Annotated in this window: 22 protein-coding genes; 12 read left to right on the forward strand and 10 right to left on the reverse strand. The window is 59.2% G+C overall.

Annotation, left to right across the window (positions count from 1 at the left end):
- The first annotated feature begins 79 nt into the window (after positions 1-79).
- The 3 genes from cynS (at position 80) to ACI514_RS14285 (ending at position 1,537) form a co-directional block, all read left to right on the forward strand.
- Positions 80-547: a cyanase gene (gene cynS / locus ACI514_RS14275; protein WP_016982959.1), complete on the forward strand. Its 468-nt coding sequence runs from the start codon at positions 80-82 to the stop codon at positions 545-547.
- An 81-nt stretch (positions 548-628) separates the two neighbouring features.
- Positions 629-865, forward strand: coding sequence for a DUF2790 domain-containing protein (locus ACI514_RS14280; protein WP_405124120.1), 237 nt, complete (start codon positions 629-631; stop codon positions 863-865).
- A gap of 12 nt (positions 866-877) precedes the next feature.
- Positions 878-1,537, forward strand: coding sequence for a carbonic anhydrase (locus ACI514_RS14285; protein ID WP_160057324.1), 660 nt, complete (start codon positions 878-880; stop codon positions 1,535-1,537).
- A gap of 50 nt (positions 1,538-1,587) precedes the next feature.
- On the opposite strand, the gene ACI514_RS14290 is transcribed toward ACI514_RS14285, so the two are convergent.
- Together ACI514_RS14290 and glsB are read right to left on the reverse strand one after the other, a co-directional pair.
- Positions 1,588-3,090, reverse strand: a complete 1,503-nt coding sequence (locus ACI514_RS14290) for an aldehyde dehydrogenase family protein (RefSeq protein WP_405124121.1) — start codon at positions 3,088-3,090, stop codon at positions 1,588-1,590.
- 180 nt (positions 3,091-3,270) lie between these two features.
- A complete protein-coding gene (gene glsB / locus ACI514_RS14295; protein WP_034152462.1) occupies positions 3,271-4,179 on the reverse strand; it encodes a glutaminase B in 909 nt (302 codons plus the stop codon).
- 138 nt (positions 4,180-4,317) lie between these two features.
- Here glsB and ACI514_RS14300 point away from each other — a divergent pair, with 138 nt between their 5' ends.
- Complete coding sequence (locus ACI514_RS14300) at positions 4,318-4,806, forward strand: GFA family protein (RefSeq protein ID WP_405124122.1); 489 nt, start codon at positions 4,318-4,320, stop codon at positions 4,804-4,806.
- A gap of 164 nt (positions 4,807-4,970) precedes the next feature.
- Here the strand turns inward: ACI514_RS14300 and ACI514_RS14305 are convergent, their stop codons facing one another.
- From ACI514_RS14305 to ACI514_RS14315, 3 genes are all read right to left on the reverse strand, one after another.
- Positions 4,971-6,257 (reverse strand): ATP-binding protein, encoded by a 1,287-nt coding sequence (locus tag ACI514_RS14305; RefSeq protein ID WP_405124123.1) that lies wholly within the window; start codon positions 6,255-6,257, stop codon positions 4,971-4,973.
- Positions 6,258-6,965, reverse strand: a complete 708-nt coding sequence (locus ACI514_RS14310) for a winged helix-turn-helix domain-containing protein (protein WP_160057320.1) — start codon at positions 6,963-6,965, stop codon at positions 6,258-6,260.
- A gap of 244 nt (positions 6,966-7,209) precedes the next feature.
- On the reverse strand, positions 7,210-7,818 hold the full coding sequence (locus ACI514_RS14315) for a tRNA-(ms[2]io[6]A)-hydroxylase (RefSeq protein ID WP_127926765.1): 609 nt from the start codon (positions 7,816-7,818) through the stop codon (positions 7,210-7,212).
- 159 nt (positions 7,819-7,977) lie between these two features.
- Here ACI514_RS14315 and ACI514_RS14320 point away from each other — a divergent pair, with 159 nt between their 5' ends.
- The gene (locus tag ACI514_RS14320; protein WP_160057319.1) at positions 7,978-8,841 is read left to right on the forward strand and encodes a universal stress protein; all 864 of its coding nucleotides are present in this window, start codon (positions 7,978-7,980) and stop codon (positions 8,839-8,841) included.
- Between the two features lie 53 nt (positions 8,842-8,894).
- On the opposite strand, the gene ACI514_RS14325 is transcribed toward ACI514_RS14320, so the two are convergent.
- A complete protein-coding gene (locus ACI514_RS14325) occupies positions 8,895-9,365 on the reverse strand; it encodes a DUF1289 domain-containing protein (protein WP_038366489.1) in 471 nt (156 codons plus the stop codon).
- A gap of 468 nt (positions 9,366-9,833) precedes the next feature.
- Between ACI514_RS14325 and acnB the strand changes: the two genes are divergently transcribed.
- Positions 9,834-12,443 carry a bifunctional aconitate hydratase 2/2-methylisocitrate dehydratase gene (gene acnB / locus ACI514_RS14330; protein ID WP_160060074.1) on the forward strand — a complete coding sequence of 870 codons (2,610 nt, stop codon included), beginning with the start codon at positions 9,834-9,836 and terminating at the stop codon, positions 12,441-12,443.
- Positions 12,444-12,494: 51 nt separating this feature from the next.
- Here the strand turns inward: acnB and ACI514_RS14335 are convergent, their stop codons facing one another.
- The 4 genes from ACI514_RS14335 to ACI514_RS14350 all read right to left on the reverse strand — a co-directional run bounded on the left by ACI514_RS14335 (position 12,495) and on the right by ACI514_RS14350 (position 16,185).
- Complete coding sequence (locus ACI514_RS14335; protein ID WP_405124124.1) at positions 12,495-14,144, reverse strand: SulP family inorganic anion transporter; 1,650 nt, start codon at positions 14,142-14,144, stop codon at positions 12,495-12,497.
- A gap of 80 nt (positions 14,145-14,224) precedes the next feature.
- Positions 14,225-15,505, reverse strand: a complete 1,281-nt coding sequence (locus ACI514_RS14340; protein ID WP_160057317.1) for an HAAAP family serine/threonine permease — start codon at positions 15,503-15,505, stop codon at positions 14,225-14,227.
- A gap of 233 nt (positions 15,506-15,738) precedes the next feature.
- The gene (locus ACI514_RS14345; protein ID WP_160057316.1) at positions 15,739-15,921 is read right to left on the reverse strand and encodes a hypothetical protein; all 183 of its coding nucleotides are present in this window, start codon (positions 15,919-15,921) and stop codon (positions 15,739-15,741) included.
- 69 nt (positions 15,922-15,990) lie between these two features.
- Entirely contained in the window at positions 15,991-16,185 is a 195-nt protein-coding gene (locus tag ACI514_RS14350) for a hypothetical protein (RefSeq protein WP_405124125.1), read from the reverse strand.
- A gap of 251 nt (positions 16,186-16,436) precedes the next feature.
- Between ACI514_RS14350 and ACI514_RS14355 the strand changes: the two genes are divergently transcribed.
- The 6 genes from ACI514_RS14355 to ACI514_RS14380 all read left to right on the forward strand — a co-directional run bounded on the left by ACI514_RS14355 (position 16,437) and on the right by ACI514_RS14380 (position 21,241).
- Entirely contained in the window at positions 16,437-16,820 is a 384-nt protein-coding gene (locus ACI514_RS14355) for a tautomerase family protein (protein WP_122607114.1), read from the forward strand.
- A gap of 219 nt (positions 16,821-17,039) precedes the next feature.
- Positions 17,040-17,564 (forward strand): cysteine hydrolase family protein, encoded by a 525-nt coding sequence (locus ACI514_RS14360; RefSeq protein WP_160057313.1) that lies wholly within the window; start codon positions 17,040-17,042, stop codon positions 17,562-17,564.
- 357 nt (positions 17,565-17,921) lie between these two features.
- Positions 17,922-18,398, forward strand: coding sequence for a DUF4822 domain-containing protein (locus tag ACI514_RS14365; RefSeq protein ID WP_405124126.1), 477 nt, complete (start codon positions 17,922-17,924; stop codon positions 18,396-18,398).
- Positions 18,399-18,413: 15 nt separating this feature from the next.
- Positions 18,414-18,842, forward strand: a complete 429-nt coding sequence (locus ACI514_RS14370) for a hypothetical protein (protein ID WP_160057311.1) — start codon at positions 18,414-18,416, stop codon at positions 18,840-18,842.
- Positions 18,843-19,014: 172 nt separating this feature from the next.
- The gene (locus tag ACI514_RS14375; protein WP_405124127.1) at positions 19,015-19,983 is read left to right on the forward strand and encodes a 2-hydroxyacid dehydrogenase; all 969 of its coding nucleotides are present in this window, start codon (positions 19,015-19,017) and stop codon (positions 19,981-19,983) included.
- 190 nt (positions 19,984-20,173) lie between these two features.
- Complete coding sequence (locus ACI514_RS14380) at positions 20,174-21,241, forward strand: phosphotransferase family protein (RefSeq protein ID WP_160057309.1); 1,068 nt, start codon at positions 20,174-20,176, stop codon at positions 21,239-21,241.
- Positions 21,242-21,258: the final 17 nt, after the last annotated feature.

A 21,258-nucleotide genomic window follows, 5' to 3' on the forward strand; every position in this document is an offset into this window, starting at 1 on the left:
TATCGGTCTTGGACGCTATGGATGAATCGGCAGAAGATCAATCCCACACAGCAAGCCAACCCCTGAAAGGAGTGACACCATGCAACAGTCCCACGCCTACAACGACACCAGCCTGGCCCTGACCACCCGCGTTCTCGACGCCAAGGCACGCAAAGATCTGTCGTGGCAGGATCTGGCCGACGGCACCGGCCTCAGCCTGGCGTACGTCACCGCTGCCCTGCTCGGCCAGCACCCGCTGCCAGAAAACGCCGCCCAAGTGGTCGGCGACAAACTCGAACTGAGCGCTGAAGACGTCGCGGCGATGCAGATCATCCCCCTGCGTGGCAGCCTCAGCGGTGTGCCGACCGACCCGACCATCTACCGCTTCCACGAGATGATCCAGATCTACGGCACCACCCTCAAAGCCTTGGTTCACGAGCAGTTCGGCGACGGCATCATCAGCGCGATCAACTTCAAACTCGACATCAAGAAAGTCGAAGACCCGGAAGGCGGCTCCCGCGCGGTGGTCACCCTCGATGGCAAATTCCTGCCCCTGCGTCCGTTCTGATCCGCCCAGGCCCGCACCGAGCGTGCGGGCCAACCCACCTCGAATGGCTACCCGTCACCCAACACATCTGGAGGCTGCCCCATGCAAAAAATTCTGTTGATTCTGGCCCTGCTCGGCGGCGTTTGCGCCCAGGCATCTGCCGCTGACGAGGTCGTCGCCTACCGCTACGGCATGCCACTGGACATCGCTCAAGTGCTGAGCATTACCCCGGTTACCGATGTGTGTGGCGTAGTGCCGGTGGAGATGACGTATCTGGACAGCCACGGCGGCAAACACACTCTTCAATACAGCGAATTCGGCAGCGGTTGCTCGAACTGAGAGGACAACACCATGAAAAACCTGATTGATGGCTTCCTGAAATTCCAGAACGAAGCGTTTCCGCAACGCACCGAACTGTTCAAACACCTGGCGACCACGCAACAGCCCGGCACCTTGTTCATCACCTGTTCCGACAGCCGAGTAGTGCCAGAATTATTGACCCAACAAGAACCCGGCGAACTGTTCGTGATCCGCAACGCCGGCAATATCGTGCCGTCCTACAGCCCGCATCCGGGCGGGGTTTCGGCGACGGTGGAATACGCGGTGGCGGTGCTCGGGGTGACCGACATTGTGATCTGCGGGCATTCGGACTGCGGCGCGATGACCGCGATCGCGAAGTGCAAATGCATGGATCACTTACCTGCGGTCAGCGGCTGGCTGCAGCATGCCGAGTCGGCGAAAGTGGTTAACGAAGCGCGGCCACATGCCAATGACGCGGCGAAGTTGAGCTCGATGGTACGCGAAAACGTGATCGCGCAACTGGCGAACATTCAGACCCACCCGAGCGTGCGTCTGGCGCAGGAGAAAGGCCTGCTGAACCTGCACGGCTGGGTGTATGACATCGAGACCGGCTCGATCGATGCGCTGTCCTCGGACCGCCGCACGTTTGTGCCACTGGCCGAGCAACCGGCGACTTGCGCGATTCATGCACAAACCACCCACGCGGCCTGAGCAACTGATCGTTCCCACGCTCTGCGTGGGAACGATCATTGTCCGCCAGATCAGCGTTTTACTGTGAGATCGATCTGGGTCATGCGGCTGCGCACAGTGAACACGCCATCCCCCGAAAGAATCGCACTGCGCGCAAACAAGCGCCCGCTCTCCCAGTTCGAAAGACCCAGCTCCGGCTTGTTCAGCGCGTACTGGCCGTCGACCCAACGGGTAATGCCATTGCCCACGAACGGCGCATTCACCGCGTTGTAGAAACGCTCTTGTACGGCTGCATCCTCACTGATCAAAGACACAGTGAACTGCGGGCTGTAGCGGTTGAACAGCGCAATCGCCTGATCCAGATCGTCAACGATCATCAGGCTGACTTCCGGGGTTTCTTCCCATTCCCATTCGCGGCCCAGCGCCGACTCCGCCAAAGGTTCAGCCAACGCTTCGGTCTGAAAACCCTCGGCGCGATAGACCTCGACCGTCGCGTTCTGCCACTCACTCGGCAAGCATCCTTCACTGCCTTCAACGATGTGCAATTTGCAGCCCTGGCCACGCGCAGTACCGGCCTGTTGCAGCGCATCAAGAAACAGCGGCACCAGTTCCGCCGCGCGATCACGCTGGATCAGGCAGACGTTGAGGGTGTTGCACACTTTGCGGTCCAGCGAGTTGCGCACCACGGCGGCAAAACGTGTGGCATCGGCAGCACGATCGGCGATCAACCACGCGCCACCCGTGCCATGCAGGCTGACCGCGGTGCCAGCCTGCTGGGCAATGCTGCCCAACTGACTGACCGCACGACCCGAGCCGCGCGCCACCGCCAGCGACAAACGTCGATCAGCAAACATCGCCCAACCAGCCGCGTGATTGACGCTTTCCACCAACGAGACCGCGCCCGCCGGCAGACCGGCATCAGTCAGCGCCGGGTTCAGTGCGTGAGTGACGATGGCTTGCGCGGTGCCCAAGGCATCGCTGCCGATACGCAGCACAGCGGTGTTGCCGGTGCGCAAGACACCGGCCGCATCGGCGAACACGTTCGGCCGACCTTCAAAGACAAACGCGACAATGCCCAGCGGCGAGACCACTTGTTCGACCTTCCAGCCGTCGTGCTCGACACTGCTGATGACTTTACCGCGCGTGGCGGCGGCATCTCGCCAGGCACGCAGGCCGGCAATCATGTCGCCGCGCATGCGCTCGTCGGCGAGCAGCCGGGTGGTGGAGCGGCCGCGCGCCTTGGCGCGTTCGATGTCGGCAAGGTTGGCGGTTTCGATGTGCGCCCAGCACGCCGGGTTTTCCAGACGTTGCGCGAACAGGTCAAAAAACGTGCTGATCGCTTCATCGGATACAGCCGACAGCGCAGTGAATGCGGCGGCTGCGCGCTCGATCGCTACCGACGCCGCTTGCTGATCCGCCACGGGGATCAACAGCAGCTCGCCACTGACCTGCTCCACCAGCAGGTGATCACCGGGCTGAAAGCGCGCGGCCAGTTCGGGGCTGACCACGGTGACGCGGTTACCAGCGAAAGGGATCGGCGTGCCAGCGACTAGACGTTCGAGCGCAAGAGACATGAAGCGGATTCACCATGCAGGGAGCGGCCGGAAAATGTATAGGAACACCCTCTCCCCAGGCAACACAAAACCCCTTGTAGGAGTGAGCCTGCTCGCGATAACGGTGGATCAGATATACACATGTTGACTGACACTAAGCTATCGCGAGCAGGCTCACTCCTACAGGGATTGGGTTTCAGATCAAAATACTGACCAGCCAATCCGCGAACTGAGCATCTCCAGCGCCGCCATCCCCGCCAGCGAGTTCCCCGCCGCATTCAATTCCGGCGACCACACGCACACCGTGAACTGCCCTGGCACCACCGCGACAATCCCGCCACCAACGCCGCTCTTGCCCGGCAAGCCAACGCGGTAAGCGAAGTTACCCGCTTCGTCATACAGCCCGCTGGTGGCCATGATCGAGTTGACCTGCTGGGTTTGCCGACGCGTGAGGATCTGTTCGCCGCTGTGTTTGCAAAAACCGTCGTTGGCCAGAAAGCAGAACGCCCGCGCCAGATCAATGCAGTTCATGCGCAACGCGCAGTGGCTGAAATAGCTGCGCAGCACCGCTTCGACATCGTTGTGAAAATTGCCGAACGACTGCATCAGATACGCCATCGCCGCATTGCGCGCACGGTGTTGATATTCAGAATCGGCGACTTTGCCGTCGATCATGATCTGCGGATTGCCGGACAGGCGCCGGACGAAATCGCGCATCGACAGGGTCGGTGCGGCAAAGCGTGACTGGTTGATATCGCAGATCACCAGCGCGCCGGCATTGATGAATGGGTTGCGTGGCCGACCGCGCTCGAATTCCAGCTGCACCAGCGAGTTGAACGGCTGCCCGGACGGCTCGTGACCAAGGCGCTCCCAGATCGCTTCGCCGGAATGATCGATCGCCTGCACCAGGCTGAACACCTTGGAAATACTCTGCACCGAGAACGGTGTCTCGGCGTCCCCGGCGCAATACATCTCGCCGTCGTTGCCGTACACGGCGATGCCCAGTTGATTGGCCGGCACAGTGCCGAGGGCGGGAATGTAGTCAGCCACCTTGCCTTGCCCGATCAGCGGGCGGACAGCGTCAAGAATCTCGTTCAACAGCGCTTGCATGCCGGGTTCCGAAGTCTCGCCCCATGGGATTGCGGGGACACTGGGGCTAGACGCTGCCCCCGCCCGTCGAATCACACCGACCGCCATCGCACTGAATGTTCTAGGCTCAACCGCACATTCAGAAACCGGAGAGCTCCCATGCATCTCGAAGGCTCCTGCCATTGCGGCGAGGTCACATTCAGCCTCACCAGCGCCCACCCCTACCCTTATCAACGCTGCTACTGCTCGATCTGCCGCAAGACCCAGGGCGGCGGCGGTTATGCGATCAACCTCGGCGGCGACGCGACCAGTCTCAAAGTGCGCGGGCGCAAACACATCAGTGTTTACCACGCGAAGATGAAAGACGAAGGCGACAAGCGCGCCCATCGCAGCACGGCCGAACGGCATTTCTGTTCACTGTGTGGCAGCGGTTTGTGGCTGTTCAGCCCTGAATGGCCGGAGCTGATCCACCCGTTCGCCTCGGCCATCGACACGCCTTTGCCGGTGCCGCCGGAGCACACACATCTGATGCTCGGTTCGAAAGCGCCCTGGGTCGAAGTCGAGGCCAAAACCAAAGACCAACAGTTCGACGCCTACCCCGAAGAATCCATCGCCCAGTGGCATGAACGTCTCGGCTTGACCCGCTGAACCGTGCCCCCTGTAGGAGCGAGCCTGCTCGCGATAGCGGTGGATCAGACACACCCATGCTGACTGACCCGACGCTTTCGCGAGCAGGCTCGCTCCCACAGAAGAACGCATTCCATTTGTGGGAGCGAGCCTGCTCGCGAAGGGGCCGGCGCAGGCAACAGCATTCAATCCAGATGCGCCCAGGTCATCCAGAACGACGCCCCACCCCAAGCCGAATCGCCCACTTCAACCTGCCCGCCATGGGACTGCGACACTCGGCGTACCAACGCCAAACCCAAGCCAAACCCACCCGTACGCCGATCCCGGCTGGCATCCAGCCGCGAAAACGGTTCGAAGATCTTCTCCCGCCCATGCACCGGTACGCCCGGCCCATCGTCGTTGACCCGCACTTCGTAATAATCGCCGGTGCGCACCAGCGTCACCTCAACTCGCTGCTCGGCGTAACGAATCGCGTTGCGCAGCAGATTGATCACCGCCCGCGCCATGAATCGCGGCTCGATACGCACGGTGTCGAGCCGGCAATCACCGATCAGCAATTGCACTCCCGCCGCTTCGGCCTCCAGCGCCACGCTGCCAACCACACTGTCGAGCCAATTGGCAGCCTGAATGTTTTCGCGTTTGATTACCGTCGCACCGCGCTCGAGGCTGGCGTAGGTCAGCAGTTCCGAGACCATTTCCTCGAGTTCGCCGAGGTCAGCGTACATGTCGGCAATCAGCTCGCGGTTCTGACTGGCGTCCGGTTGCTGTTTGAGCTGGTCGAGTTCAAACGACAGCCGCGCAATCGGTGTGCGCAGTTCGTGGGAGACGGCGTTGGTCAGCTCACGCTGGTTGGCGATCAGGCCTTCGATGCGTGCGGCCATCAGGTTGAAGTGCTCGGCCAGATCGCGGATGTTCGAGCGCTTCGACAACTGGATGCGCACCGACAGATCGTTGTCGCCGAAACGCTCGGCAGCCAGACGCAGTTTCTCCAGATCGCGCCAGTGCGGACGCACCCAGAAAAACAGGACGATGCCGATCATCACGGCAATCATCAGGTAGGCGCCGGCGATGTAGAACGGCATCAGACTCGGCTCGGCCGGCAAGCGAATACTGAGTAATTGCGGCCCCTCATCAATCGCCGAAATGTACTGGGTGTACTTGTCGCGGATCACCAGCAACCCTTTAGCCAGTTCGGCCTTTTCCTCGTCACTCAGGGCGAGTTCAGAAGTGTCGACCAGCGTCAGCCCCAAGCCGTAATGCGGGCGGATCGTTTCTAGCTGCTTTTCCCGGGCCGGGCCGTCGAGGTCACGCAACTGCTGGCCCAATGTCCATGCCTGCCCGCGCACGGCCTCACGGTTGTAGTCCTGCATCTGGTAATCGAGCAAGGCATCAAAGGTACGTTCGACCGTCTGCAACGCCAGCACCAGACCAATTGTCATGACCAGAAACAGCCCGAGAAATAACCGCAGCATCTACAGCTCCCAAGCGAACGGATTGAACAGATAACCCTTGCCCCACACGGTCTTGATGCACATCGGCTCACGGGGGTTGTCTTTGAGTTTGTTGCGCAACTTGCTGATGTAAACGTCGACGCTGCGATTGAGCCCGTCGAAGGCGATCCCGCGCATGCGATTGAGGATGTCATCACGCGACAGCACCTTGCCGGCCGCGCTGGCCAGCAACCACAGCAGCTCGAATTCCATGGTGGTCATTTCGATGACCTCGCCCGCCAGCCGCACTTCCCGACAACTGCGGTCGACGCTCAACTGGCCGAACTCCAGAAAACTGACGACATTGCTATCCGGCACCTGGCGCCGTTGCAGCGCCCGCAGCCGGGCCAGCAACACCGGCGGCTTGATCGGTTTGATCACATAGTCATCGGCGCCGGATTCCAGCCCGAGAATGTGGTCGAGATCGTCCTCCTTGGCAGTCAGAATCACGATCGGCGTGTCCGATACACTGCGAATCTCGCGGCACACGTGCAAACCGCTCTGCCCCGGCAACATCAGGTCGAGCACCACGACTTTCGGCTTGAATTCCAGAAAGGCAGCCACGGCCAGGTCGCCGCGCAGCACGGTGCGCACCTCGTAGCCGTGTTGTTCGAGAAAGTGCGCGATCAGCGCCGCCAGACGCTCATCGTCTTCCACCAACAGAACTTTGCCAAAACCCAGGTTATCCATAACGACCGTCTGCCACCCAAGTGTGAAGTGGTCGGCATTATGGCGGCAATCGCGCTGAAGGCGTTTGCTTCAGGCAGCAAAAACCGGCCGCTGGGGCCGGTTTTCGGTGATGTTTCATACTCTTAAGAGTTTTTAACATTCAAACGCAAAAGATCGCAGCCTTCGGCAGCTCCTACAGGGAAACGCATTTCCAAGTGTAGGAGCTGCCGAAGGCTCGGGCCGCGTTCGGACGATCTTTTGATCTTTAAGTGTTGGCAGGCACACCGCTGTGGAAGCGAAACTCTTCATCCGGCGATTCGATCAGTTCCTGCTCGGCGGCGCGGACCTTGTCGATGACCTGGGCAATATCTTTCGCATCACCGTACTGATAGGCCAGCTTCAAATACCCCTGAAAATGCCGCGCCTCGCTTTTCAGCAGGCCAAAGTAGAACTTGCCGAGTTCTTCGTCCAGATGCGGCACCAGCGCTTCGAACCGCTCGCAACTGCGCGCTTCGATAAACGCGCCGACCACCAGCGTATCCACCAGTTTCACCGGCTCGTGGCTGCGCACGACCTTGCGCAAGCCCGAGGCATAACGACCGGCGTGGAGCTGGCGCAGTTCGATCTTGCGCCGTTTCATGATGCGCATGACCTGCTCGTGGTGCACCAGTTCTTCCCGGGCCAGACGCGACATCATGTTGATCAGGTCGACGTGGGAATGGTACTTGGCAATCAGGCTCAGGGCGGTGCTGGCAGCCTTGAACTCGCAGTTCTTGTGGTCGATCAGCAGGGTTTCCTGATCGGCCAGTGCCGCCTGAACCCAGGCGTCGGGGGTGCGGCAGCCAAGGAATTCGTGGATTTCGGGAAGGATCATGGGGCTCACGGTAAAAGGTGTTCGAGCGAAGGGCGCCGATTATACCGGCCTGCCCGCAGACCACCAGCGGCTGGCGTTGATATGCATCAAGTCGCGCATGATCGAGCAGCAACTATAGTTGTGCAACGCCGTGCCTTTTCTTTGCTGGAGACTCCGCTCATGCAAGCCATTCGCAGCATTCTGGTGGTCATCGAACCCGAACATTCGGAAAGCCTGGCGCTCAAGCGCGCCAAGTTGATCGCGGGCGTGACCCAGGCCCATCTGCACCTGCTGGTGTGCGACAAGAAGCACGATCACGCCGGTATGCTCGGCGTGCTCAAAGCCGCACTGCTGGCCGACGGCTACAGCGTGACCACCGAGCAGGCGTGGAACGAGAGCCTGCACGAAACCATCATCGATGTGCAGCAGGCCGAAGGTTGCGGGTTGGTGATCAAACAGCATTTCCCTGACAGTTCGTTGAAAAAAGCCCTGCTGACCCCGGCGGACTGGAAGCTATTGCGCCACTGCCCTACCCCGGTGTTGCTGGTGAAAACCGCCGGTTCGTGGAAGGACAAGGTGATTCTGGCGGCGGTGGACGTGGGCAATGCCGATGGTGAGCACCGGCATCTGCACACAACGATCATTGATCATGGCTACGACATTGCCAGTCTGGCCAAAGCGCATTTGCATGTGATCGCCGCGCATCCATCGCCGATGCTGTCAGCAGCGGACCCGACGCTGCAACTGAGTGAAACCATCGAGGCGCGTTATCGCGAGCAATGCCGGGCGTTTCAGGCGGAATTCGATGTCGATGACGAGCACCTGCACATCGAGGAAGGCCCGGCGGATGTGTTGATCCCGTTCATGGCGCACAAGCTGCAGGCAGCGGTGACCGTGATTGGCACGGTGGCGCGTACCGGGTTGTCAGGGGCGTTGATCGGGAATACGGCGGAAGTTGTGCTGGATGCACTGGAGAGCGATGTGCTGGTGCTCAAACCGCAGGAGGTTGAGGATCATCTGGTGGAGTTGGCGGTGAAACACTGAACAGCCACATTTGAAATGCGATCCCTGTAGGAGTGAGCCTGCTCGCGAAGCTTCTAGGCGCCGAAAGCGTCTTTCAAAAAGCCCGGGGCGATGTAGCGCTGATAATGCGCTTCCGACAGCAGGAAGAATTCCCGATCAATGGCATCGCGCAGTTCCGGCAGGTTCCAGTCGCGAAACTCCGGCAGCAACACCATTCCGTAGGCTTCCAGATTAATGATCACCCGCGCACCGCGAGCAATCAGCTGATACGCCCAGCAATATTCCGACTGATGCGGCACGAAGCGGATCTTGCGCTGCTCCAGTTGCTCGCGCAGGCGCGCCGAATCGAAAATCTCGACCTTGCCTGCCATCACTTGTGACAGCAATTGCTCCAGACGCAGCCACACCGCGCGTTTTTCCTCCTCGTTGTACCCATTCCAGTGGATCACTTCGTGGTGGAAACGCTTGCACCCACGGCACACCAGATCACCGTAAACAGTGGAGCAGAGGCCGACGCAGGGGGTCTTGATGGTCTGATTGGGCATAAGATAGGCAAAACACTGAAACGCGGAACAGGTCGGCATGTTAGCCCTTTGTCGGGCATTGATCACCCCTCAAACATCAGGGTCTCAGTCGCACCGCGCGTTTGACCCAGACACGCGCATTGCCACGAAAGTCCAATAGAGCCCGACTTACCTTTAAATTTTTTTTGCCGTAGAATCAGCCAGCCTTTTAAGGCGCCAATGTCCGTTAGAAGCTGTTTTCAAAGCGTCACGAGCACAGTCGTTCCTTCAGAGCGGTGTTGGCGAGGGATTTTTCCAGCGGGGAAAAATCCAGCGCCAACCCTCATCAGTTCCCCGTTCTGCAGGCGTAAAACTTTGAAAGCAGCTTCTGTAAGGAATTGCCGGTAATTCTGGCCGAACGACCCACAACGTCGTGAGGAGCATGAGTACGGCAATTTCGGGATGAGCGTCCCGGACACCCATTTGGGACCACTGATGAGGGTAATAACTGTGCTTGAAGCCTACCGCAAACATATCGAAGAGCGTGCAGCCCTGGGTATCGTTCCCCAGCCGCTTAACGCCGAACAAACAGCAGGCCTGGTCGAGCTGCTGAAAAACCCTCCGGCTGGCGAAGAAGAATTCCTCGTTGACCTGATCACCAATCGCATTCCACCAGGCGTGGACGAAGCGGCTTACGTTAAAGCCGGTTTCCTGTCTGCACTGGCCAAGGGCGAAGTTTCCTCCCCTCTGCTGGACAAAAAGCGCGCTGTAGAACTGCTCGGCACCATGCAGGGCGGCTACAACATCGTCACTCTGGTTGACCTGCTCGACGACGCCGAACTGGCGCCAGTCGCCGCCGCGCAACTCAAGCACACCCTGCTGATGTTCGATGCGTTCCACGACGTCGCGGAAAAAGCCAAGAACGGCAATGCTCACGCTAAAGCCGTGCTGCAATCCTGGGCTGACGGCGAGTGGTTCAAGAACCGCCCAACGCTGGAAGACAAGATCAGCCTGCGCGTATTCAAGGTCACCGGCGAAACCAACACCGACGACCTGTCCCCTGCTCCAGATGCGTGGTCGCGTCCAGACATCCCGCTGCACGCCCTGGCCATGCTGAAAATGGCCCGTGACGGCATCGTTCCTGATCAACAGGGCGCCATCGGCCCGATGAAGCAGATCGAAGAAATGCGCGGTCAAGGCTTCCCGATCGCCTACGTCGGTGACGTGGTCGGTACCGGTTCCTCGCGTAAATCGGCCACCAACTCGGTGCTGTGGTTCTTCGGCGACGACGTTCCTTACGTGCCGAACAAGCGTGCTGGCGGTTTCTGCTTCGGCAGCAAAATCGCTCCGATCTTCTACAACACCATGGAAGATGCCGGCGCACTGCCAATCGAGTTCGACGTTTCCAACATGAACATGGGCGACGTGATCGACCTGTACCCGCATGCTGGCAAAGTCTGCAAACACGGCACCGACGAAGTCCTGACCACCTTCGAAATGAAAACCCCGGTGCTGTTGGACGAAGTCCGTGCCGGCGGCCGTATCCCGCTGATCATCGGCCGTGGCCTGACCGAGAAGGCTCGCGCCGAACTGGGTCTGCCACCGTTCGACCTGTTCAAGAAGCCTGATGCACCGATCGAAAGCACCAAGGGTTACACCCTGGCGCAGAAAATGGTCGGCAAGGCTTGCGGTCTGGCAGAAGGCAAAGGCATCCGTCCTGGCACCTACTGCGAACCGAAGATGACCACCGTAGGTTCTCAGGACACCACCGGTCCAATGACCCGTGACGAACTGAAAGACCTGGCGTGCCTGGGCTTCTCCGCTGATCTGGTGATGCAGTCGTTCTGCCACACCGCGGCGTATCCAAAGCCGATCGACGTGACCACCCACCATACCCTGCCTGACTTCATCATGACCCGCGGCGGCGTTTCCCTGCGTCCGGGCGACGGCATCATCCACTCGTGGCTGAACCGCATGCTGCTGCCAGACACCGTCGGTACCGGTGGTGACTCGCACACCCGTTTCCCGATGGGCATTTCGTTCCCGGCCGGTTCCGGTCTGGTTGCGTTTGCCGCTGCCACCGGCGTTATGCCGCTGGACATGCCGGAATCGATTCTGGTGCGTTTCAAAGGCAAAATGAAGCCTGGCATCACCCTGCGTGACCTGGTTCATGCCATTCCTTACTTCGCCATCCAGAACGGTCTGCTGACCGTCGAGAAGAAAGGCAAGAAAAACGCCTTCTCCGGCCGCATCCTGGAAATCGAAGGTCTGGAAGGTCTGACCCTGGAGCAGGCGTTCGAACTGTCCGACGCCTCGGCCGAACGTTCGGCTGCCGGTTGCACCATCAAGCTGTCGAAAGAGTCGATCACCGAGTACCTGAACTCCAACATCACCCTGCTGCGCTGGATGATCGGTGAAGGCTACGGCGATGCACGTACTCTGGAACGTCGCGCTCAAGCGATGGAAGCCTGGGTTGCCAACCCGGAACTGATGGAAGCCGATGCCGACGCCGAATACGCCGAAGTCATCGAAATCGATCTGGCCGACATCAACGAGCCGGTACTGTGCGCGCCGAATGATCCGGACGACGCCCGTCTGCTGTCCAGCGTTGCTGGCGAGAAGATCGACGAAGTGTTCATCGGTTCGTGCATGACCAACATCGGTCACTTCCGCGCTGCCGGTAAGTTGCTGGATCAGGTCAAGGGTCAGCTGCCAACCCGTCTGTGGCTGTCGCCGCCGACCAAAATGGACGCTCACCAACTGACCGAAGAAGGCTACTACGGCATCTACGGCAAGGCTGGCGCACGCATGGAAATGCCAGGCTGCTCGCTGTGCATGGGTAACCAGGCACGTGTAGAGCCGAACAGCACCGTGGTGTCGACGTCGACCCGTAACTTCCCGAACCGTCTGGGCGACGGCGCGAACGTCTACCTGGCTTCGGCCGAGCTGGCGTCCGTGGCTTCGATCCTGGGTCGCCTGCCGACCGTCGAGGAGTACATGGAATACGCTGGCAAGATCGACAGCATGGCGGCCGATATCTACCGCTATCTGTCCTTCGACCAGATCGCCGAGTTCCGTGAAGCTGCTGCGAACGCCAACATCCCGGTCGTTCAAGCCTAACGTTGCAACGCAATGAAAAACGCCGCCCATCGTGAGATGAGCGGCGTTTTTTTATGCCTTGGGGTCTGGTTTGAGGGCTTTCTGCACGGCGCCATCGACGCTCAAACCGCTGAGGATCACACCGTTGGCCTGCACTTCAGGCAATGCGTCCAACACCGTCAGCGCTTCATGCTTGAGCCGCGCCAGAATCAATCGCTTGCCTTCCTGATGCACCCGCAGGAAAAACTCCTGCATCGCCTCAATACTGGTGCCATCCAGGTCAGGCGTCTCCTCAAGACTCAGAATCACCGTGTGCACCGGCACCTCTGCATGGCGGATCAGCCGTAACGCCGCCCCCAGAATTCGTTCAACGTTGGCAAAAAACAACGCTTCACTCGGTCGAATGATCAGTACGCCGGGTTCCGTTTGCGCAATGGGATGACGCTGCACATCGACAAAATCGTGCCCGCCATCAATCCGTCCCAACACTTGAATGTCCGCTGCCGACATCTGCTTGAGCATCAACAGCACACTGATCGCCACCGAGACCAGCAAGCCGTCCAGCACGCCCAACATCAAAACGGCCGAGACCGCACAGATAACCAGCACACGATCCCGGCGCCAGATGAAGTAGCGGCCCAGCGGCTGCAAACTCAAACCGCGACCCAACGCATGCATGACAATCGCGGCAAGAATCGGCTCCGGCGTCAGGGCAATCCACGGCAACACCGTCAACACGATGATCAACACCACCAACGCGGCTACCCCGCCGGCCCAGCGAGACGTCGCCCCTGCGGCTTCATTTGCCGAGGTCGCCGAGTACCCAGCCCCTGCCGGCATGCCATGAAACAACCCGGAGAGCAGGTTCGACGCTCCCAGCGCCAACAGATCACGGTTTGAGGTGACGCGGTCGCCATGCTTGAGCGCATAGGAACTGATCGATCCGTAAGACTCCGCATACAGAATCATCACCAACGCAAACCCCACCTCCCCCAGTCGTAGCCAGTCGGCGAACGGCAGCGCCGGCAGGTTGGGGACGTCCAGGCTGAGGTCGATAATGCCGATCATCTTCACACCATGCGCTGGCAGGTTCAGCCATTGCCCGGCGGCGATGCCGATCATTACCACCAGCAAGCCACCGGGTAGACGAGGGAATCGTGAAAACAGCCCGAGCAATACCAGCGCAACGGCAGCGACACCTGCGGCCGGCCAGTTCCATTGCGGCAGTTGCTCAAGCAGTTGCGGGGCGAAGCGCACCAGATTGGCGTCGGTCAGATGCACGCCGACCACACTGGCGACCTGCTTGAGAATGATCGTCAGCGCCAGACCGAAGGCGAATCCACGCAAAACCGGTTTGGCGATGAAGGACGTGACACTGCCCAGACGAAAGGCCCCGGCCAGCAAAAACAACACGCCCGTGACCAAGACCAGGCCAACCGCCAACGTTGAGCGCAACTGCGGGTCTCCATTGGCCAGGGTCGCCGTTGCCGCAGCCAACACGGCGGCCGAAGAGGAAGTGGCCGAGACAATCGCAAAACGACTGGTGCCGAACACCCCGTAACACAACAGCCCGGCAAACAGGGCGATAACCCCGGCCTGTGGCGCCAGAGCGGCGATGGTCGAATACGCCACCGCTTCGGGCAGCAAGAGGCCGGCTATCGATAGGCCGGCCAGCACATCCTGCCAGCGATTGGGTGGTTCAGGTTGCGGGGCGCTCGACAATCCACTGTCTCCAGACGAAAAAAAGCCGCTGCATACACCGTATGCAGCGGCCACTGTAGCTGAGTATCTGGAGTTGTGGCTTACGCGGTCAGCGAATAAATCAGCGCCGAAATCGCCACCAGACCTACTGCGGTGACAAACACGTTAGACGCCTGACCACGATAACGCGCCATCGCCGGCACCTTACGGATGGCGTACATCGGCATCAGGAACAGAATCGCTGCGATCACCGGGCCGCCGATGGTTTCGATCATGCCCAGAATGCTTGGGTTCAGGGTCGCCACGATCCAGCACACCACCAGCATGAACGCCGCCACGATGCGATCCAGCGCCTTGGCGCCCGGACGTTTGCCGCTTTTGATGATCAGGCCTTTGAGACCTTCGCTGGCGCCGATGTAGTGACCGAGGAACGACTTGGAGATCGCCACAAACGCAATCAACGGCGCCGCGAAGGCGATGGTCGGATTGCTGAAATGGTTGGCCAGGTACGACAGGATCGACAGGTTCTGCGCCTTGGCTTCCGCCAGTTGCTCCGGCGTCAGGGTCAGCACGCAGCTGAAGACGAAGAACAGCACCATCGCCACCATCAGCAGGTGCGCGCGGGACAGGATCTGCGAGCTGCGCTCTTCAGCGTGGACGCCATAACGACGCTTCTGATCGACCGCAAACGCCGAGATGATCGGCGAATGGTTGAACGAGAACACCATCACCGGAATCGCCAGCCACAGTGTGTGCAGCAACGCCGACGGCGCTGGCACGTGCGAAGCGGTAGCAAGGATGCCGCCGTTCCAGTGCGGAATCAGGTACACCGCGAGGAACAGCAACGCGACGATAAACGGGTAAACCATCAGGCTCATCGCCTTGACGATCGCCTGCTCACCGCAGCGCACCACGGCCAGCAGACCGAGGATCAACACGAACGACAGCAGCGCGCGCGGTGGCGGTGTGATGTGCAGTTGGTGTTCGAGGAAACTGGCGACCGTGTTGGTCAGGCCAACACTGTAGATCAGCAGGATCGGGAAAATGGCGAAGAAGTACAGCAAGGTGATCAGCGCACCGGCCTTGATGCCGAAATGCTGCTCGACCACTTCCGTGATGTCGGCGCCTTCGCGACCGGAAAGTACGAAACGGGTCAGGCCACGGTGCGCGTAGAAGGTCATCGGGAACGCCAGCAGCGCGAGGACCACCAGCGGCCAGAAGCCACCCAGACCTGCGTTGATCGGCAGAAACAGGGTGCCGGCGCCGATGGCCGTCCCGAACAGTCCCAACATCCAGGTGGTGTCCTGGCGATTCCAGCTCGAAAGTTCAGCGGGTGCTGCTGCATCAAAGCGCTCTTCGACGCTATTGGCCTGATCATTCATCCGGTCGGATCTCCGCATTCCGGTCACTTGCCACTCGGTCAGGACGCGTCGGAAAAAACCGACAGACATGCTCCGGCCGAAACAGGGGCGCGATTCTCCGCGATAAATGAGCAGAAGCAAAGACTTAGCTGAGGAATGGTTGTGCGGAGCAGATCCGTTTGGTGTCGTTTTCGGGAAATTATCTGTCGTAAACAGGTATTCATGATGTCGTTAACAGGCACATGCAAGGGTATTCAGAGGGCTCGAGCCAACACCATCACGAAAGCGATCCCCACCGCACCCATCAGCATTCCAAGGCCAAACAGCAAAACCGTTTCACGCCTTTCGGCTTTGCGAAAGGGCTTCATGGCTTCTCTGAACTCAAACTCCTCTTGATACAGTCGGTCTATCCTGGCTCTGCTTTCCTCTGTGCTCATACTGCCCCCTTCCCTTTTTTTGGTGCTCTGAATCAACACGCATGCGCAACGGCAACCTGCTGCGCTCTCTTACAGCTTCAGATAAAGCCCAACGGCGGTGGCAATTGCAGTTAATGCCCCAGCCCCCACCACAAGGGGATACAAAAAAGTCTCAAGTTTCAGTTTTGCTTCCTCCGCCAAGAGCTTGCGCCTCTCCGCGCCGAGCTTTTGGGTTTCCGTTTGTAGCCTTTCGATCTCCACATTTTTGTAGTCATCAAGATGCATGAACCTTCCTTGGCTGCTGACAGTTAACGCTCGGGAAGCTTTTCCATCCTGGACCACCTCCCATTGCTGCCCCATGATTTCGCGTGGACCGTCTGCCCGATAGCAGATGGCTCTGCCAAATGCGTAGGTAAAATCCTCGAGTTTCGTAGGTAGCCTCATACAAAAACAGCAACGAGGTCATCACCCCATACTTTCAATCTGGTTGATATGTTCTAGCGTGAATGAGTCCCCTCCCACCGGAGTCTCTGCCCATGCCCCTCGTTCGCGTCGACATCAAACAAAACCCCGACCCAACTTTCGCCAAACGCATCGGTGAGCAGATCTATTCCGCCCTGCGCAGTTGTATCGATGTGCCGGAGCACGACAACTTCCAGATCCTCACCGAGCACGATAGCCAGCACTTCGTCTACGACCCGCAGTATCTGGGAATCCAGCGCAGCGACGGCGTGGTGTTCATTCAGATCACCATCAGCGAAGGGCGCTCGGTAGAGAAGAAACAGTTGCTGTTCAAAACCATCGCCGAAAGCCTGCACACCCAACTGGCGGTGCGCCTGGAAGACGTCTTCATCAATCTGGTGGAGGTGAAAAAAGAGAACTGGTCATTCGGTAACGGCATTGCGCAATACGTCACTTGAGCGGGTGATTGACAGCCCGGCATCGGTGCCAGCATGATCGGTTCCATGAACATTCGCGCGCTGCAACTCACCCGCACCACCACGACCGCCACCGGCGGGCCGTGGTGTTTGTGCGTGAGGTAAACCCAGCGCAGCAAACCCAGGGCCCCGCCAGCAATGGACGGGGCCTTGTTGTTTCTCCCGTCCGTGCGGCATCTGCAGCACTCAAGGAGAAGCACCATGCCCGCAGCACTGTTGATCATCGATATGCAGGTCGGCCTTTTCCACGGCCCGGAAAAGCCCTGCGACGGCGAACGGATTCTGGCCAACATCCAGCGCCTGATCGCTCAGGCACGCGCCAGTCAAGTGCCAATCTTCGCCGTTCGCCACACCGGCCCGGAAGACTCACCGATTGCCGCTGGCAGCCCATTCTGGCAATTGCTGCCAGCGCTTGAACTGGACGCTGATCTCGACACCCTCTTCGACAAATCCCGGCCGAATGCCTTCCATGGCACTCAATTGGCTCGGCAACTCGAATCCGCGCAAGTCGATGACCTTTATATCGTTGGCATGAAAAGCCAGTTCTGCATCGACAGCACCTGCCGCGCCGCCGCAGACCTCGGCTTCAAGCCACTGCTGGTCGTTGATGCTCACACTTGCATGGACACTGCTGCGCTACCGGCCGCAGCGATCATCGAGCATCACAACGCAACCCTCGGCGGCGCCTTCGCGCGGTTAATCGACAGCGCGCAAGTGACGTTCTGAAAAAGCGCCTCTTGAAATCGACGCAACTTCATTGACTGCAGTTGCGTCAATCAGGAATTTGTAACCCTATTCCCCGTCCTACAACACCGTGTAGGTCATTAACATTAATCGCGACATTAATGACAGAACTCGCCAACAAACAAGCTCATCACACACCCACTACTCAGAATTTTCCTACAACTAATAACACCGAAAAAACCTGCAACAAAACACGACCAGAAACCAAACAACAGGCATTTGTTACAAGCAACTACGCAGCCATTGAATATCCCTCCACAGCGGGTCTATATTTTTCACGCCGTGAGTTCAAACAACCAATAGCAAGCGATCTTTAAAGTTTTTCAAGAGGATCACCGCATGCAAAAGAACCTGATGACCGGCCTGTTGTTGGCCGTACTGTTCTCCTCGCCCGCCAGCGCTGACGTCCGCGAACTGGCTTCCTCGCCCCGCTGGCTGACAACCCGGGTATATATCGACGGTGCCCCTGAAACCGACGTTAAAGCAAAGTATCCCGATGTCGTGGGGATATCGACGTGGGATCCCGAGCGTAATCGCTATGAGTTCTTTTACGCCGACACAGGCGAGTCAAAGTACAGCAAGGGTGGTGGAGGTTACTTCTTTGTCACCGGCGATCAAAAACAGCACGTACTGGTGCCTGATATCGGCCCCACCAAAACGATTGTCAGGCAGCTGGAAACAATGAACAGCGTTGAATTCACTTATTCTCGGGAAGTCCCTCGCGACATGATGGAAAACAACTCGCTGGTGCGCATTCATGTCGTTCATGCACCGTATACCGGAACTATTGAAACAAAGTCCGCCATCAAACAATAAAGCCAGGAGTCGATGATGCAAAAGTCACTTAAAACCCTGCTGATTTCCACGTTAGTTGTCTCATCGGTATATTGCGCCGGTGTCAACGCGCAAGCCGCCGCCCAACCCGCCAAAAATGCAGTTGCCACGGCCGACAACGCCATGATGCTGACCGTGTTTCTCAAACATGATCAGACCCGTCCGTTGAACGAGCTCAAAGCCCAGCTGACGCAACAAGGCTTTTACAAAACCTTTCCTCCCGCCGGGGTCGAAGTGGTGAGCTGGAACATCATGATGGGCATTGGCCAGGTGGTGACCGTGCGCTTTCCCGCCTCCAGACTGGCAGAAGTGAACCTCGCCCTGGAAAACACCGCGTGGGGCAGTTACCGAACCGAGTTTTATCCGACCTACGATTTCAAGCCGATTGCCCTGGCTGAACAATCCAAAGCCCAAGCGGCCCAATGATGCCGACAGCACAGCGGATCACCGGTGTGCTGCCTCCCCTTGCTTCTTGCCCGAAGCCGTCCAGAATCAAAAGCACCACTGCGTGAATGACAATGATTGCCAAGCCGCTGCGGATTCAGCACTCTGAAACGACTTTCGCGACCAACCCGCCGCCGATCACAGGAGCCGCGCAATGCCCGCAACCGTTCTGGTACTGGTTGAAACCATCAATGACTATTTACCGATTCTCGAACATCAGGGCTTTCACCTGATCCTCGCTCCCACGCCCGCCGAACGTGCGCAAGCCATCGCCACCCACGGCAGCCGTATCGACGCGGTGCTGACACGCGGCCCGCTGGGCCTGACAGCGGAAGAAATCGCCGCCCTGCCCGCGCTGAAAATTATCACCGTCATCGGCGCCGGGTACGAACACGTCGACCTGCAGGCCGCCAGCAACCGTGGTATCACCGTCACCAATGGTGCCGGGGTCAACGCTTCGTCGGTGGCCGACCATGCAATGGCGATGCTGCTGGCGCTGGTGCGGGATATTCCGCGTTGCGACGCTGCGGTACGCCGGGGTGAATGGCCAAAAATCATGCGTCCGTCGCTGGCCGGCAAACGCTTGGGGATTCTCGGGCTGGGCGCCGTGGGCATGGCGATCGCCAAACGCGCCAATCTCGGCTTTGACATGGAAATCAGCTACCACAGCCGCCAGGTGCGCAGCGATGTGCCTTATGCGTTCTGCTCAACGCCGACCGAACTGGCGCGGGCATCGGACTTCCTGATCATTGCCACGCCTGGCGGAATCGGCACACAGCATCTGGTCACTCGTCCGGTGCTGGATGCGCTCGGGCCGAAGGGCTTTATCGTCAACATCGCCCGCGCCAGTGTGATTGCCACGACGGATCTGATCACGGCGCTTGAACAACGCCGAATTGCCGGTGCGGCACTGGATGTGTTCGACCACGAGCCGCAAGTGCCCGATGCGCTGAAAACCCTGAGTAACGTGCTGCTGACGCCACACGTCGCAGGCCTGTCACCGGAAGCGACGCAAGGCACAGTGGAACTGGTGGGCAAAAACCTCGTGGCATTCTTCTCCGGCGAACCGGTGCTGACGCCCATCGCTCTTCCACCGAAACTCAACAACCAGCGCGTGCACTGACCAACACCCGACCGCTGCAGAAACGCCGCAGCCTGCGGCGGCTTGTGCATAGGGCTTCTGCGCTTATTCGGAACGCTGATTATCCGGCAACACGCTAACCTATAAGACCGTACCGCGCTTGTGAGCAATCGGGCGCGCCATTAGATTAGCCAATGATGTCTGGCCTCCAAAATAAGCAGAAGGGATAAGCATGGCGCTTACTGACCAGTCCACCCGTATCCGCTCTGGCGAAGAACTCGATGCCAGCCTGATCGATCCGTACCTCAAGGCGCACATTCCGGGCCTCAGCGGCACACCTGCGATCAGCCAGTTCCCCGGCGGTGCGTCGAACCTGACCTACCTGCTGGAATACCCGGAACAGGAATTCGTCCTGCGCCGTCCGCCGTTCGGCCACAAGGCCAAATCCGCCCACGACATGGGCCGCGAATTCCGCATCCTCAATCAATTGCGTGACGGCTTCCCGTATTGCCCGAAAGCCTACGTGCACTGCACCGACGAATCGGTAATCGGCGCCGAGTTTTATGTGATGGAACGGGTCAAGGGGATCATCCTGCGCTCGGAACTGCCGCCGGAACTGGGCCTCGATTCGGCAAAAACCGAAGCGCTGTGCAAAAGCTTCATCGATCGCTTCGTCGAACTGCACCGCGTCGATTACAACGCCTGCGGCCTCGGCGACCTGGGCAAACCGGAGGGCTACGTCGCGCGCCAGATCAAAGGCTGGAGCGAACGCTACGAAAAAGCCCTGACCCCCGACGCGCCACACTGGGAAAAGGTCAAAGCCTGGCTCAACGACAAGATGCCGGCCGACCACCCGACTTCAAGCATCGTCCACAACGACTATCGCTTCGACAACGTCATCCTCGATCCGCAGAATCCGATGCAGATCATTGGTGTTCTGGATTGGGAACTGACCACCCTCGGCGACCCGCTGATGGACCTGGGCAACACCCTCGCCTATTGGATTCAGGCCGAGGACCCGGCGCCGGTGCAACTGATGCGCCGCCAGCCGAGCCACGCACCGGGCATGCTCACCCGCCGCGAGTTCGTCGATTACTACGCCGAGCGTTCGGGCATCCAGATCGACAATTTCGACTTCTACTACACCTACGGCCTGTTCCGTCTGGCCGGCATCGTGCAGCAGATCTACTACCGCTTCTACCATGGCCAGACCCAGGACAAACGCTTCGCGCAGTTCATTCACATGAACAAACTGCTGGAGCAGATGAGCTTGCAGGTCATTGCGAAATCGAGCCTCTGACGGCCCACACCCAGGAA

Origin of the sequence: Pseudomonas sp. M20 (genome assembly GCF_045037865.1) — a bacterium.
Lineage (GTDB): Bacteria > Pseudomonadota > Gammaproteobacteria > Pseudomonadales > Pseudomonadaceae > Aquipseudomonas.

Excerpts from the sequence above, each read along its gene's own strand:
- cynS (WP_016982959.1), top strand. The coding sequence starts at position 80 with ATGCAACAGTCCCACGCCTACAACGACACCAGCCTGGCCCTGACCACC.
- ACI514_RS14375 (WP_405124127.1), top strand. The coding sequence starts at position 19,015 with ATGCCCGCAACCGTTCTGGTACTGGTTGAAACCATCAATGACTATTTA.
- ACI514_RS14350 (WP_405124125.1), bottom strand. The coding sequence starts at position 16,185 with ATGCATCTTGATGACTACAAAAATGTGGAGATCGAAAGGCTACAAACG.
- ACI514_RS14365 (WP_405124126.1), top strand. The coding sequence starts at position 17,922 with ATGCAAAAGAACCTGATGACCGGCCTGTTGTTGGCCGTACTGTTCTCC.
- ACI514_RS14310 (WP_160057320.1), bottom strand. The coding sequence starts at position 6,965 with ATGGATAACCTGGGTTTTGGCAAAGTTCTGTTGGTGGAAGACGATGAG.
- ACI514_RS14290 (WP_405124121.1), bottom strand. The coding sequence starts at position 3,090 with ATGTCTCTTGCGCTCGAACGTCTAGTCGCTGGCACGCCGATCCCTTTC.
- ACI514_RS14320 (WP_160057319.1), top strand. The coding sequence starts at position 7,978 with ATGCAAGCCATTCGCAGCATTCTGGTGGTCATCGAACCCGAACATTCG.
- ACI514_RS14315 (WP_127926765.1), bottom strand. The coding sequence starts at position 7,818 with ATGATCCTTCCCGAAATCCACGAATTCCTTGGCTGCCGCACCCCCGAC.
- ACI514_RS14285 (WP_160057324.1), top strand. The coding sequence starts at position 878 with ATGAAAAACCTGATTGATGGCTTCCTGAAATTCCAGAACGAAGCGTTT.
- ACI514_RS14355 (WP_122607114.1), top strand. The coding sequence starts at position 16,437 with ATGCCCCTCGTTCGCGTCGACATCAAACAAAACCCCGACCCAACTTTC.
- ACI514_RS14300 (WP_405124122.1), top strand. The coding sequence starts at position 4,318 with ATGCATCTCGAAGGCTCCTGCCATTGCGGCGAGGTCACATTCAGCCTC.
- ACI514_RS14345 (WP_160057316.1), bottom strand. The coding sequence starts at position 15,921 with ATGAGCACAGAGGAAAGCAGAGCCAGGATAGACCGACTGTATCAAGAG.
- ACI514_RS14325 (WP_038366489.1), bottom strand. The coding sequence starts at position 9,365 with ATGCCCAATCAGACCATCAAGACCCCCTGCGTCGGCCTCTGCTCCACT.
- glsB (WP_034152462.1), bottom strand. The coding sequence starts at position 4,179 with ATGCAAGCGCTGTTGAACGAGATTCTTGACGCTGTCCGCCCGCTGATC.
- ACI514_RS14380 (WP_160057309.1), top strand. The coding sequence starts at position 20,174 with ATGGCGCTTACTGACCAGTCCACCCGTATCCGCTCTGGCGAAGAACTC.
- ACI514_RS14370 (WP_160057311.1), top strand. The coding sequence starts at position 18,414 with ATGCAAAAGTCACTTAAAACCCTGCTGATTTCCACGTTAGTTGTCTCA.
- ACI514_RS14360 (WP_160057313.1), top strand. The coding sequence starts at position 17,040 with ATGCCCGCAGCACTGTTGATCATCGATATGCAGGTCGGCCTTTTCCAC.
- ACI514_RS14305 (WP_405124123.1), bottom strand. The coding sequence starts at position 6,257 with ATGCTGCGGTTATTTCTCGGGCTGTTTCTGGTCATGACAATTGGTCTG.
- ACI514_RS14340 (WP_160057317.1), bottom strand. The coding sequence starts at position 15,505 with ATGAATGATCAGGCCAATAGCGTCGAAGAGCGCTTTGATGCAGCAGCA.
- ACI514_RS14280 (WP_405124120.1), top strand. The coding sequence starts at position 629 with ATGCAAAAAATTCTGTTGATTCTGGCCCTGCTCGGCGGCGTTTGCGCC.